12 protein-coding genes and 1 pseudogene are annotated in these 12,125 nt (G+C 69.2%); 4 read left to right on the top strand and 9 right to left on the bottom strand.

All coding sequences use genetic code 11. The features are described 5' to 3' along the window. Window positions 1-58: 58 nt before the first annotated feature. A pseudogene (locus tag D7D52_RS40450) lies at window positions 59-226 on the bottom strand (hypothetical protein); the annotation flags it as partial. A gap of 153 nt (window positions 227-379) precedes the next feature. On the opposite strand from D7D52_RS40450, the gene D7D52_RS30740 reads away from it, so the two are divergent. Further along, the gene (locus tag D7D52_RS30740) at window positions 380-991 is read left to right on the top strand and encodes a TetR/AcrR family transcriptional regulator (protein WP_120744591.1); all 612 of its coding nucleotides are present in this window, start codon (window positions 380-382) and stop codon (window positions 989-991) included. A 3-nt stretch (window positions 992-994) separates the two neighbouring features. On the opposite strand, the gene D7D52_RS30735 is transcribed toward D7D52_RS30740, so the two are convergent. From D7D52_RS30735 to D7D52_RS30725, 3 genes are all read right to left on the bottom strand, one after another. Beyond that, a complete protein-coding gene (locus D7D52_RS30735) occupies window positions 995-1,642 on the bottom strand; it encodes an NUDIX hydrolase (protein ID WP_342775209.1) in 648 nt (215 codons plus the stop codon). 180 nt (window positions 1,643-1,822) lie between these two features. After that, window positions 1,823-2,650, bottom strand: coding sequence for a class I SAM-dependent methyltransferase (locus tag D7D52_RS30730; protein WP_120741960.1), 828 nt, complete (start codon window positions 2,648-2,650; stop codon window positions 1,823-1,825). 99 nt (window positions 2,651-2,749) lie between these two features. Then, on the bottom strand, window positions 2,750-3,232 hold the full coding sequence (locus D7D52_RS30725; protein ID WP_120741958.1) for a MarR family winged helix-turn-helix transcriptional regulator: 483 nt from the start codon (window positions 3,230-3,232) through the stop codon (window positions 2,750-2,752). A 105-nt stretch (window positions 3,233-3,337) separates the two neighbouring features. Here D7D52_RS30725 and D7D52_RS30720 point away from each other — a divergent pair, with 105 nt between their 5' ends. Beyond that, window positions 3,338-3,973, top strand: a complete 636-nt coding sequence (locus tag D7D52_RS30720; protein ID WP_120741956.1) for a DUF4386 domain-containing protein — start codon at window positions 3,338-3,340, stop codon at window positions 3,971-3,973. Window positions 3,974-4,012: 39 nt separating this feature from the next. Further along, the gene (locus tag D7D52_RS30715; protein WP_120741954.1) at window positions 4,013-4,777 is read left to right on the top strand and encodes an SDR family NAD(P)-dependent oxidoreductase; all 765 of its coding nucleotides are present in this window, start codon (window positions 4,013-4,015) and stop codon (window positions 4,775-4,777) included. Between the two features lie 47 nt (window positions 4,778-4,824). Here the strand turns inward: D7D52_RS30715 and bla are convergent, their stop codons facing one another. Both bla and D7D52_RS30705 read right to left on the bottom strand, forming a co-directional pair. Beyond that, complete coding sequence (gene bla / locus D7D52_RS30710) at window positions 4,825-5,739, bottom strand: class A beta-lactamase (RefSeq protein WP_246023406.1); 915 nt, start codon at window positions 5,737-5,739, stop codon at window positions 4,825-4,827. A gap of 42 nt (window positions 5,740-5,781) precedes the next feature. Further along, on the bottom strand, window positions 5,782-7,557 hold the full coding sequence (locus tag D7D52_RS30705; RefSeq protein WP_187703056.1) for a penicillin-binding transpeptidase domain-containing protein: 1,776 nt from the start codon (window positions 7,555-7,557) through the stop codon (window positions 5,782-5,784). A 154-nt stretch (window positions 7,558-7,711) separates the two neighbouring features. Here D7D52_RS30705 and D7D52_RS30700 point away from each other — a divergent pair, with 154 nt between their 5' ends. Further along, a complete protein-coding gene (locus D7D52_RS30700) occupies window positions 7,712-8,707 on the top strand; it encodes a serine hydrolase (RefSeq protein ID WP_120741948.1) in 996 nt (331 codons plus the stop codon). Here D7D52_RS30700 and D7D52_RS30695 read toward each other — a convergent pair. The 3 genes from D7D52_RS30695 to D7D52_RS30685 form a co-directional block, all read right to left on the bottom strand. After that, entirely contained in the window at window positions 8,601-9,566 is a 966-nt protein-coding gene (locus D7D52_RS30695; RefSeq protein ID WP_120741946.1) for a LysR family transcriptional regulator, read from the bottom strand. The genes D7D52_RS30700 and D7D52_RS30695 overlap by 107 nt on opposite strands. A gap of 75 nt (window positions 9,567-9,641) precedes the next feature. Continuing rightward, window positions 9,642-10,502: a thioesterase family protein gene (locus D7D52_RS30690; RefSeq protein ID WP_246023404.1), complete on the bottom strand. Its 861-nt coding sequence runs from the start codon at window positions 10,500-10,502 to the stop codon at window positions 9,642-9,644. A gap of 67 nt (window positions 10,503-10,569) precedes the next feature. Further along, window positions 10,570-12,078: an amino acid permease gene (locus D7D52_RS30685; RefSeq protein ID WP_120744588.1), complete on the bottom strand. Its 1,509-nt coding sequence runs from the start codon at window positions 12,076-12,078 to the stop codon at window positions 10,570-10,572. Window positions 12,079-12,125: the final 47 nt, after the last annotated feature.

Here is a 12,125-nt window from a genome sequence, read left to right as displayed (position 1 = left end):
GCGCCAGCAAGTCTTCGATGATGTCGTGTTCGGCCTCCATCTCGTCGAGGATCGCCAGGTCCGCGGGGTCGGTGGCGGCGGTGCGCACCAGCGGCCACAGGGCGGCGTCCTCGGTGCTGTGATGCCGGTCGAGCTGGCGTTGGAAGGTCTCCCAGCCGAGGCGGACGGACGGCTCGGTGAGGCGGTCCTCGGCGATGGCGGCGGTGAGCCGGATCAGGTCGCGCATGCAGGCGTCGTGGGCCAGGTACATGCCGAAGAAGTCGATGGTCGTGGCGGGCCGGTGATTGTTCATGGCCATGGCGGAACCGTTCGAACGAGGTATCAATTTAATTAGACTGTCTGTATGAATGAATCAGGTCGGCGCGGTACTGTCAAGGCCATGAGTCCCCGCCAATACAACCTGGGAAAGCGCACCGCGCAGATCGAGCAGAGCCGTCGGCAGGTGCTCGACGCGGCCCGGGAACTGCTGGGCGAGGCCGACAACTACACCGGATTCACCCTGGACGCGGTGGCCAAGCGCGCCGACGTGGCCCGTGCCACGGTCTACTACCAGTTCAAGTCGAAAACCGGTCTGCTGGAAGCGGTCTGCGACGATCTCGGCGCCGAAGGCGGTCTGTCGGAACTGGTCAAAGCCTTCACCGATCCCGAACCGCTCTCCGCGCTGGAGGAATTCATCGCCTGCTTCGCTCGCTTCTGGCAGGCCGACCGCCCCGCCATGCGCCGGCTGCGCGCACTGGCGGCCCTCGACGCCGATGTCCACGCGGTCATCAGTGCTCGCGACGAGCGCCGCCGCGAGGGTCTCACGGTGCTGGCGGGCCGCTTCGCCGCCGGCGGCCAACCGCTGCACGACACCGATCGGCGGGTGCGAATCCTATTGGCTCTCACCAGCTTCGAGACGTTCGACACCATGGCCGGCGCCGAGGCCGATCTGCTCGACGTCGTCCCGGTGATCACCGGAATCGCGGCCACTGTCCTGGAGGCGAAAGCCTAGCGGTCACTCCCAGGCCCACCGCGGCTGATCCATATGCGCGACGCGGGTGGGCCGGCGGTGCAGGGCGACCTCGCGGAACTGGTGGAGGATCGCGGCGGTGGGCGCGTGCAGGTGGCCGCCGAGCATCGGCAGCTTGATGGTCGGGTGCTCGGAGCCGGGGACCGGCGCCAGCACCGGCTCGACATCGAGCTCGGCGAGCGGAATCCGATGCACCGCAGCCACTTCGGCGGGACTGGGGATCGGTTCGCCCACCACGTCGACCCAGGCCACCACCGGCGTCATGATGTACCCCGAGCGGGTCGGATAGTCGTCGAGCAGCCCCAGCACGGAGGAGCGGGGCAGCCGGATTCCCAACTCCTCGTGCAACTCTCGCAGCGCGGCGGTCTCGGCGTCCTCACCGGGATCGAGCCGCCCGCCCGGCAATGCCAGCTGTCCGGCGTGCGCCCGCAGCCCCGCGGAGCGTTCGGTCAGCCAAATGGCGTTTTTCCCCTCGTGAGCGGCGATCGCGATCACCACGGCGGCGGCCTTGCGGCCATCCAGGCTGAGAGCTCGCCGGTCGAACCCGCTCAATGCCGCCGCCATCGCGTGCCGCAACCGTCCCGCGGGGAGCTCGCTCCAGTGGTTCGCGTCCCTGTCCACATCGACCGCCATCCACCGAACCTAGATCACCGCGCCGGGCCGCCGAATCCGGTGTCGCCGCTGCGGGCCCACCGAGGTCGAAAAGTTTGGACGACGCCGAGGAACTCAACTCGGTCCCCAGCTATAGCTCCAGGAACATTCCTCGCGTCGCGGGGACCAAGATAGCGGGCTCGAGCGGTGCGGGCCACCGAATTAAACGCGCGCGGTGAGATGCCAGCAGGCCGCGGTGAAGTGGACCTCGCCGTTGTCGATGTAGTCGTCGAAGGCCGGGCGGATGGTTTCGACCACCTTGGCGCGGGTGTCGTCGTCGGCGTCGGCCAAGGCGAGGCCGACCGGGCCCAGGCGGGAAATGTACGGAGTGAGATCGGGTTCGGACATCGACAGGGGCACATCCAGCGGGGTGAGGGTGACATCCGTCCAGCCGCTCTTGGACAGGATCCCGGTGGTGTGATCGCTGTCGGCGAGGCCGAACTGGCCGGGGGCGTTTGGAATTCGCGGAGGCAGGTCCGGGAGCAATTCGGCGGCGGCGCGCTCGGCGGTGGTGAAGAACGGATTCTCCTCGGGCGCGCGCCAGACGATGCACGAGAGCGCGCCCCGGGGGCGCGCGGCCCGGCGCAGATTGGTGAACGCCGCGACCGGGTCGGGAAAGAACATGACGCCGAAGCGCGAGATGATCAGATCGTATGCCGGGGTGAACGGGTGGGTCTGGGCGTCGGCCAACAGGAAATCGACAGGGAGAGAATCATTTTCGGCATTGATCCGCGCCGCGGTGATCATCGGCTCGGCGATGTCGAGGCCGGTGCACGGCACGCCGAGGGCGCGGGCGACGGCGAAGGTGGTCGCGCCCGTGCCGCATCCGACGTCGAGCACGCGGCTCGGGCGGGCGGCGCGGGCGGTCTCGACCAGAATGTCCTGGAGGGGCCGCAGCACGCCGAGGACGATGTCCTGCACGTCGACCCAGGCATTGCCGGAAGGTCCGTTCCAGCGGGCGGATTGCTCATTGTCGCGTGATGTCGTCATGGCTGTCCTCGATCGTTTCGTCGGGCTGGAGCTTCACTGTCGCAGTTGAAGACGACTCGAGGTCAAGATCCGGGCGCCGAATCCGCCACGGCACCAGCCTCACTCGGTCTTGTAGCCCGGATGTACGCCGGGAGTGAGTCCCTGGTCGGCGGCGATCCGCGCCAGTAGCTCCGACAGCGTCGCATGCTCCTCCGGGGTCAGCGACCGGCACAGATGTTGCTCGGATTCGCGTGCGACAGCGCCCAATCGCAGCAGCGTCTCCCGGCCTTCCTCGGTCAGGTACAGCGCGTGCTGACGCCGGTCGTCGGGATTGCGTTTGCGCTCGATGAGACCCCGGCTCTCCATGGTGTCGGCGAACTGGACGAATCGGCTGGGCGGCATTCCCAGTTCGTCCGCGAGCTCGCGCTGGCTGCGTCCCGGCTGGGCGATGAGCAGCCGGAGCAGTCCGGCCTGGGCGGGTGTCAGGCCGAGTGTGCCGGTGCGCTCGGCGAATCGATTCGCCGCATAGGCCCCGAGCTGCGCCAACAGGAACCCGACGGCTGTCAGGGCGCGCTGCGGCGCGAACTCCTCTTTCGCATCCATGCGCAGAATCGTAGCAGTCAGCAAATAATAGACGCTTGACAATCGTTACAAACTGTAATCATTCTTTGAGGGGTACGGTTCGCCCCGAGATTGAGGATCACCGCGATGAGCATCAGCTCCGCAGTTCGCACCACCCCGCGCACCAACCCGGTCGTACTCGTCCCCGCCGTCGCGTTCGCGGCGCTCACCCTCGCCTATGTCGCCGCCAACGCCCGCACTCCGCACCCGGACGCGAGCGGCGCGGACGTGCTGGCCTACACCACCGCGCACACCGGGCTGATCAAGGTGGGCGCGATGCTGCTGATGCTGTCGGCCGCGCCGCTGGTCATCACCGCCGGAATCATCCAGCGCACGCTGCGCGGTCCCGCGGTGCTGACCATCGGCGCGACCCTCGCCGCGAGCGCGCTCACGTTCAGCGCGCTGTTCTCCTGGGCCGGGGCGCGGCTGAACGGTTCGGCCGCACCGGATCTGGCCCGCACGCTCGCCGACCTCGAATTCCTGTCCGGCGGCCCGGCCTACGCCGCCGGTTTCGGACTGCTGGCGGCGGGCCTCGCGATTCCCGCTCTGCGGGAACGGAACCTGCCGCGCTGGCTGATCTGGCTCGGACTCGTCGTCGCCGCCGTGGCCGCGCTGTCCACGCTGGGGTTGATCGTCTCCGCGTTCACCTTCCTGCTGCCGGTGGTCCGCTTCGGCGGGTTGCTCTGGCTGGTCGCCGTCGCCGTAGTGCTGTTCCGGCGCTGAATTCGTCCGCACTTCAACTCGTTTCGAAAGGTCATTCCCATGCTCAGCACTTATTCCGACCTCGCCGGCAAGACCGCGGTCATCACTGGCGGCTCGCGGGGGATCGGCGCCGAGACCGCCAGGCAGCTCGCCGCGCAGCAGGCACAGGTATGCGTGGTCGGTCGGTCCAAACCTGACCTCGACGAGGTGGTCGCCCAGATTACGGATGCCGGTGGGACCGCGGTGGCCGCGGTCGCGGACGTCACCTCGGCGGCCGAGCTGATCGGCGTGCGCGAACTGGTGGAATTCGAGTTCGGCCGGGTGGACGTGCTCGGCGTCTTCGCCGGCGGCCTAGGCCGTCCGACGCCGAGTGCCGAACTGCCGGAACAGCTCTGGCGGCAGGTACTGGATTCGGATCTCACCTCGGCGTTCCTGACCGTGCAGGCTTTCCTGCCGATGATGCTGGCGCAGGGCTCGGGCAGCATCGTCACCATGTCGTCCTCGGCGGGCCGCCAGCCCAGCCAGGCCAACCTCGCCTACGGGGTGGCCAAGGCCGGGATCGTCATGATGACGCGGCACCTCGCCGCCGAACTCGGCCCGCAGGGCATTCGGGTGAATTCCCTTGCGCCGTCGTCGATCCTGACCGAGAAGGTGGCCGCGAACATGCCGCAGCCGGTGCAACAGCAGGTGGCCGCCGCGCACCCGCTGCGGCGGCTGGGGGAGACCGCCGACGTCGCGCAGGCCGCGCTGTTCCTGGCCTCTGACGCGTCGTCGTATCTGAGCGGCATCACCATCGACGTGGCCGGCGGGCGAATCACCAACTGACGGTGTGGTATTCGAGGGGGGTGGCCGGGTGGCCACCGCCCCTCCCGTCAGCGGAGCGGGTCGACGGTGGCCTTGGCGGCCGCGGCCACCAGCGGATTGTCGAAGGGTGCGGCCTGCTCGGGCTTGGTGGTCAGCACCGCGATCACCAGCGGCGCGCCGCCGCCCGCCGGCCAGGTGACCGCGATGTCGTTGGCGGTGCCGTAATCGCCGCTGCCGGTCTTGTCGCCGGTCTTCCAATCGGCCGGGAGGCCGGCGCGAATGCGAGTGTCGCCGGTCTTGGTGGCGAGCAGCCAATCGGTGAGGCGCGTGCGTTCGGGCGCGGCCAAGGTGTCACCCAGCACCAGGGCGCGATAGTCGGCGGCGATCGCGGCGGGGGTGGTGGTGTCGCGGTCGTCGCCGGGGATATTGGTGTTGAGGTCCGGTTCCCAGCGGTCCATGCGGGTGGTCTGATCACCGATCGAGCGCAGGAAGGCGGTGAGAGCCGCTGGGCCGCCCAGCAATTCGAGGATCTGGTTGCCCGCCGTATTGTCGCTGACGGTGATGGCCGCCTCGCAGAGTTCGGCCACCGTCATGCCGCTGTCCACCCGGGTGCTGGTGACGGGCGAATTCGCCACCACCTTGTCGGAGCCGAAATGCCGGACCTGGTCGAAGAATCCGGTGGACAGCGGATGCGCGTGTAGCAACGCCCCGCAGGCGAGCGCCTTGAACGTGGAGTCGAAGGCGAAGCGTTCCTGTTGCCGGTAGCCGAGCGTCTTACCGGTTCCCGTGTCGATCGCGACCACGCCGATCCGGGCATTGTGCTGCTGTTCGAGGTTTCGGAACGCGGTGTCATCGGTCGTCGGTTGCACCGCTGCGGTCGAAGTGCTCGGCACTGCTTCGGTTTTCGTGTCGTGCCCGCAGCTCGTGGCCAGCGGCGTGAATAGCAGCAGGGTTGCCAGGGCGCGGTATTTCAGGGTCGACAAAACAAGCCTTTCGAACATTGGAGTGCGGTCGGGAAAAGAGCGTCAGTGTGCGGCGCGCAGCATCCGGCCGGCGGCCTGGACGGCCGGGTCGGAACTGCCCGCGTCGCTGATGAATACGGCGAACGCCAGGTCGCCGTCGATGCCGACGAACCAGCCGTGCGCGTGCTTGTCGTCGATGTACTCGGCGGTGCCGGTCTTGCCGAGCAGGCCCGGAATATCGCGCAACGCGGTGGCGGTGCCGCCCGTGATCGTCTCGCGCATCATGGCTTTCACTTGATCGGCGATACCGGCCGGGAGGGCGGGCGGCTGTTTGGCGGTGGTGCCGGGCTGGCCTTGCACCAGCATCGGCGGCGGCACCGACCCACGCGCCAGCGCGGCGGCCACCAGCGCCATGCCGAACGGGGAGCCGGTGACCTTGCCCTGACCGATGCCCTCCTCCACGCGCAGGGCGGGCGTGTCGGCGGTCGGCACGCTCCCGGTCACGGTGGTCAAACCCGGTGTCACATAGTCGATTCCGAGCCCGAGTTGCGCGGCCGCCTGGGTCAGCCCGTCCGGCGGCAGCTGCACAGCCAGTCGGCCCATGGTGGTGTTGCAGGACTTGGCGAACCCGGTGTGCAGCGGCACCTGCCCGAGGTCGAAGTTGTTGTCGTTGGGAATCTCCCGGCCCTCGATGTTCTCCTTGCCGGGGCAGGCGACCATCGAGTCGGGGGCGACCTCGCCCGCCTGCATGGCGGCCGAGACGGTGACGGTCTTGAAGGTCGACCCCGGCGGATACAGCCCGGTCAGCGCGATCGGCCCCTGCGCGTCCCCGGCCGCGTTCTGCGCCATGGCCAGCACCTTTCCGGTGGAGGGCTGCAACGCGACGATCGCCGCCGGGGTGGTGACGGGCGTGAGCGCGGCCTCGGCGGCCCGCTGCAATCCGACATCGAGCGTGGTGTGAATATCGCTGACGGGCTTGGGATCCGGGCCGCCGACGCGCTGGGTGCCGTCGCTGCCCTGCGCGCGCACCGCCCAGCCCGCCGCCGCGTCGGCCTGCTGCTGCCACAGGTCGGACAGGCCCGAGAAGGTCGGCGAGGACAGGGATTTGTCGACGGTCAGCAAGCGAGTCTGCTGGGGCAGTGTGACATTCGGCAGGTTCTCCAGCCCGGATCGCACAGTGGCGTAATCGGAGTCGCGCAGCGTCACCGCCGTCACCGGTTTGCCCTGGGCTGCCGCGAGTTCCGAGTTCAAACTCGCAGCGGTGACGTCCGGTGCGACCGGCGCCAGGGCGGCGGCGACCGCGGCGGTGTCGGCGCCGGGAGCGACGTTCACCAGCGTCACCACCTGCTGGGTGAGCAGGTCACCGCCCGCGCCGTCGAGCACCTTGGCCGGGTCGGGGTAGACGAGGCCGTAGGACAGGGGACCGACGTTCAGGCCGGGCGCGACGGTGGCCGGATCCCACTGGACCTTCCAGTCACCCCCGGATCGGTCGGCGCGGCCGGTGGTCGTGTACGTCCACTGGTCCTTGCCGTCCTTGCCGAGTTTCCAGGTGGCGTTCAGGGTGAAGGTGCCGCCCTGGTCGCTGTCCTCGATCTTGCTCGCGGTGAAGTTCACCTGCTTGCCCAGATTGTCGTACAGCGTGCCCAGCGTGTCGGTGGCCTTGGCCGGGTCGCTGGTCGCCTTGGCGGCCGCCGGCACATCGTCGCGGGTGAGCGCGTCGGCGAAGGCATCGACCGTCTTGGCCAGCCCCGACGTGGAATTGGTGGCGCACGCCGTCGCCGTCACCAGCATTGCCGCCGCGCAGACACCCGTGAGCGTCTTCCTGCTGAACTCTGCCATGCCTGCCACCCCAACACGGAGCACCGGTGGCTGTCCAAGACCGACACGACCGACAATCGATAATGTTTCCGCTATCGTCCCAGCGTGCGGCGATTTCATCGACGCCGTCGCGGGTGGTCGACGACGCGAATCGGGCACCGGGAATGCTGGAGGGATGGACCAGATCTTCGGGAGTGTCGGCGTCCAGGGCCGAGTGCACGCCCGCTGTGTCGACTGCGCCGGTGAATTCGGCTGGGGCGCGGACGAACCGGTGGTGCTGTCCTCGGTGGTGAAGGTGCCGCTGGTGCTGGAGTTCGCGCGGCAGGTCGCGGCCGGGCAGCTCGACGCCACCGATCGGGTGCGGGCCACCGCCGCCACCCGGCTGGGCGGCGTCGGCACCGCCGGCTGCCTCGACGATGTGGAGTACAGCCTGCGCGACGCCGCCCGCTTCGCACTCACGATCAGCGACAACACCGCCGCCGATCTGCTGTTCGATCGCGTCGGGGTGGAGAACGTGCGCTCGCTGGTGCGTGAGCTCGGGCTCACCCGGACCCGGATCGTGGGCTCGCTGCGCGACATCCTGTACCGCATGGCCGCGGATATCGGCGCCCGCGATCTGCACGAATTCGCCCGGCGCTACCCGGAATCCAGTGACGCCGAGGTGTTCGGCTCGAGCGCGGTGGATCCGCTGCGCACCACCGCGAGCACGGCGCGCGAGATGACGAGCCTGCTGGCGGCGATCGCCACGGACCGGGCCGCGGGCCCGGAGGTCTGCGGTTGGGTTCGAGATCTCATGCGACAGCAGGTGTTCGGGAACCGGCTGCCGTCCGGCTTCCCGCCTGGCACGGATATCTGGTCCAAGACCGGGACGATGCCCGGCATTCGCAACGAGATCGGTGTCGTCGGCTACCCAGATGGAAGTCGTTGCGCCGTCGCGGTTTTCACCGTCTCCCAGCTGCTCGCCGGTCGGCAGCCCGCGGTGGATCGGGCCATCGGGGAGGCGGCGCGCACGGCCGTCGAGCGCATCGTGCACAGCTGCCCGCGGGCGGCCCGGCGCGAATCCGTCACGACCGGCCCGCCACCACATCCCACGGACGTTGCGGCACAGCCTGATTCGGCATCGAGGGAACGGGGACCGGACGGGACGCGCCGTCACCCTGCATCACGGTGACGATGAGTTCCGCGAGGTCCCGCACCAGCGGATGCGGTGCGGCGGCGGGCCAGGTCAGCGCGAACCGCCAGCTCAACGTCCCTTCCGGCAGCGGCCGCCACACCACCCGCGGCTCCTTCTGCGCCACCAATCCCTGATCGAAGGCGACGCCGCGCCCGGAGAGCACCATGCCGAGCACGAATTCGGGATTGCGGGCGTGCTGCACCGAGGTGGGCCGGAAGCCGTGCTCCCAGCAGGTGCGCAGGGTGGCGTCGTAGAGGCCCGGGGCGGCGGCGCGGGGGAAGATCACCAGTCCGTTTCCCGCCAGCTCGGACAGTGTCAAGGTGGAGCGTGCCGCGAGCGGGGAGTCGCGGGGCAGCACCACCCCGAGCGGGGTCTCCACCGCCGGACCGGATTCCAGGCCGACCACGTCCACCGGATATTGCAGCAGTCCGGCGTCCAGCTGCCGATCCGCCAGCAGCCGAACCTGTTCCGCGGTGGTCAGCTCCTGGAGATCCACCCGCACCTCGCGGCTCTCGAACGCGGTCAGCACGGCCGCGAGCACGCGCCCCGCCAGCTCTGGCGGCACCCCGACCCGCAGCGCGTCGATCTCGCCGCGATGCGCCTTGCCGACCAGCGACGCCGTCCGCTCCCAGCGCGCGATCAGGTCTCGCGCCTCCACCAGCAGAATCTGGCCCGCCTCGGTGAGCTCGACGCGCCTGCTGTCGCGTTCCAGCAGCCGGGCGCCCAGCTCGCTCTCCAGCTTCCGAATGCGTTGGCTCAAGGCCGGTTGAGCGATCCGCAACCGCTGAGCCGCCCGCCCGAAGTGCAGCTCCTCGGCCACGGCGATGAAGTAGCGCAGTTGACGCAGCGGGTCCACGGCTTCGACGATATCGGTTTCCTTATCGCCGGTCCCGCGATGGGCACCGCCAGGCCGGCGATGGACAGTGCCGCGTCAGCGCGGGCGGACCTCGAGGATCTGGAGGCAGCGCCCGATCGGGCCCTGTTCGTCGTGCAGGACTGTCGAGCACGTGCCGACGCCGTCGGGCCCGATCGAGGTCTGCACCGCCAGCCCGATCCATTCGCTGACCGGGAGCCGGAACAGGTCGATGGTGAGATCGGTGTTGAGGAAGGTGAACCGGTTCGGATCCAGCCGTGCGCCAATGCCATTGGCGACATCGGCGACCGAGAACACCCGCACCAGCGGCGAGATCTCCTCGCCCGCGACGACCTCGACGAGCGGTCGCACCCACACCCGCCGGGTGACGTCGTCACCGGCGACGGCCCGGATCTCGACCGAGCGCACGTACCCGACATCCCAGCCGTCCGGCACGCCCCACCCGACCTCGGTGGGCTCCGGGACCGGCGGCAGCGGCGCGTCGGCGGCGTGAGTCACGCCGCTGGTGTCCGACGTGGCGATCCGCCAGGCGGTGGCCTTGGCGACCGCCCGGCGGCTCCCGTCGGGCTGGGTGGCGATGAGTTCGGCGGCGATCAATTCGATTCGCTTGCCGGGCCGTTCGACCCAGGCCCGCACCTCGACCTCCCCGACCGGCACCGGCCCGAGGATCTCCATCGTCAAGCGCGCGACCCGGGCGCCCGCGCGGGGTGCGCATCGTTCGACGGCCCGGGCCAGCAGCGCCGACGGGGGAGCGCCGTGCTGCATCGTCGCCGCCCACACGCTCACCGTCGACGCGCTGGCCAGATACCGTTCGTAGCCCTCGACCGCGGGCTCCTGCGCGAGGTAGTACGCCGTGGTGCCGGCCTCGCCGATCGGGTCCCGCTGCTGTGTCGCTGTCACGTCCTGGGTTCGGGTCACCAGGCCAACGTATCAGCCCATGTCGCAGCCACTAGACGGCGTACGAGCGGTGACTCGGGACAGGGCATCATCCGACGGGGTCGGGCTCGGCGGCCGGAATGGATTCCGCCGCCGGAATCGAGCGGGCGGCCGTGGCGTGCGCGCGGCCCAGTACGGAGTGGCGGCGGGAGTAGGCGAAGTAGATGACGATGCCCGCGGCCATCCAGATGACGAAGCGCAGCCACGTCTCGATCGACAGGTTGAGCATCAGCCACAGACAGGCCAGGGCCGCCAGGATCGGCACCACCGGCACGAGCGGCACGCGGAAGCCGCGCTTCAGATCGGGGCGAGTGCGGCGCAGGATCGGCACGCCCAGCGACACCAGCACGAACGCCACCAGGGTGCCGATATTGACCATTTCCTCGAGCGTGCCGAAGTCCACGAATCCGGCGAGCAGCGCGCAGACCACGCCGACGATCACGGTCAGGCGCACCGGCGTGCCGTGCTTGCCGGTGTGCGCCAGGCCGCGCGGCAGCAGGCCGTCGCGGGCCATGGCGAACAGCACCCGGGTCTGACCCAGGAACATCACCATGACCACCGTCGACAGCCCCGCCAGCGCGCCGATGGAGATGATGTTCTTGGCCCAGGTGACGCCGTGGATCGCGAAAGCGGTTGCCAGGGTGGCGTTTCCGCTGGCCAGTTCGGTGTAGGGCACCATGCCGGTGAGTACCAGCGACACCGCGACGTAGAGCACGGTCACGATGGCGAGCGAGCCGAAGATGCCGCGCGGCACATCCCGTTGCGGGTTGCGGGTCTCCTCGGCGGTGGTGGCGACCACGTCGAAGCCGACGAACGCGAAGAACACCAGCGAGGCCGCCGCCAGCAGGCCGTACCAGCCGAAAGACGTTCCGCCGGAACCGGTCAGGAAGGAGAACAGCGACTGGTGCACACCGCCGGCCTGCTGCGACGGCTGCGCCGGCGGAATGTAGGGGGTGAGGTTGGACGCCTTGAAATAGGTCGCGCCTACCACCAGCACCAGCGCGATCACGGCCAGTTTGACGGCGACCGCGACGGCCGACACCCGGGAGGAGAGTTTGGTGCCGGTGGCCAGCAGCACGCCGACGATCGCGATGATCACGACTGCGCCCCAGTCGAAGTGCAGCGAGCCGATCGACGCGACCGGGTTCACCACCCCGCCGAGCACCTCACCCAGGTACTGCGACCACCCCTTGGCGACCACCGAAACCGCCAGGGCGAACTCGAGAATCAGGTCCCACCCGATGATCCAGGCGATGACCTCGCCGAAAGTGGCGTACGCGAACGTGTACGCGCTGCCCGCCACCGGCACCGTCGAGGCGAACTCGGCGTAGCACAGGGCCGTCAGCCCGCACGCGATGGCCGCGAACACGAAGGCCAGCGAGACCGACGGTCCCGCGACCGTGCCGGCGGTCCGGGCGGTCAGGGTGAAGATGCCCGCCCCGATCACCACCGCGACACCGAAGATGGTGAGATCCCTCGCCGTCAGATCCTTGCGTAGCTTGGAATCCGGTTCATCGGTATCCCGGATCGATTGCTCGACCGATTTGGTGCGGAACATGCCGCTCACGAACGCCACTGTGCGTGTCCTTCCCTGAATTACTGCGG

The sequence above is a fragment of the Nocardia yunnanensis genome (assembly GCF_003626895.1).
Lineage (GTDB): Bacteria > Actinomycetota > Actinomycetes > Mycobacteriales > Mycobacteriaceae > Nocardia > Nocardia yunnanensis.
This window is presented reverse-complemented; position numbering and strand designations above follow the sequence as displayed.

What these genes read in the sequence shown, in the direction of transcription:
- D7D52_RS30685 (WP_120744588.1), bottom strand. Translation starts at nt 12,078, where the DNA reads ATGTTCCGCACCAAATCGGTCGAGCAATCGATCCGGGATACCGATGAA.
- D7D52_RS30715 (WP_120741954.1), top strand. Translation starts at nt 4,013, where the DNA reads ATGCTCAGCACTTATTCCGACCTCGCCGGCAAGACCGCGGTCATCACT.
- D7D52_RS30740 (WP_120744591.1), top strand. Translation starts at nt 380, where the DNA reads ATGAGTCCCCGCCAATACAACCTGGGAAAGCGCACCGCGCAGATCGAG.
- D7D52_RS30730 (WP_120741960.1), bottom strand. Translation starts at nt 2,650, where the DNA reads ATGACGACATCACGCGACAATGAGCAATCCGCCCGCTGGAACGGACCT.
- D7D52_RS30700 (WP_120741948.1), top strand. Translation starts at nt 7,712, where the DNA reads ATGGACCAGATCTTCGGGAGTGTCGGCGTCCAGGGCCGAGTGCACGCC.
- D7D52_RS30705 (WP_187703056.1), bottom strand. Translation starts at nt 7,557, where the DNA reads ATGGCAGAGTTCAGCAGGAAGACGCTCACGGGTGTCTGCGCGGCGGCA.
- D7D52_RS30735 (WP_342775209.1), bottom strand. Translation starts at nt 1,642, where the DNA reads ATGGCGGTCGATGTGGACAGGGACGCGAACCACTGGAGCGAGCTCCCC.
- D7D52_RS30725 (WP_120741958.1), bottom strand. Translation starts at nt 3,232, where the DNA reads ATGGATGCGAAAGAGGAGTTCGCGCCGCAGCGCGCCCTGACAGCCGTC.
- D7D52_RS30720 (WP_120741956.1), top strand. Translation starts at nt 3,338, where the DNA reads ATGAGCATCAGCTCCGCAGTTCGCACCACCCCGCGCACCAACCCGGTC.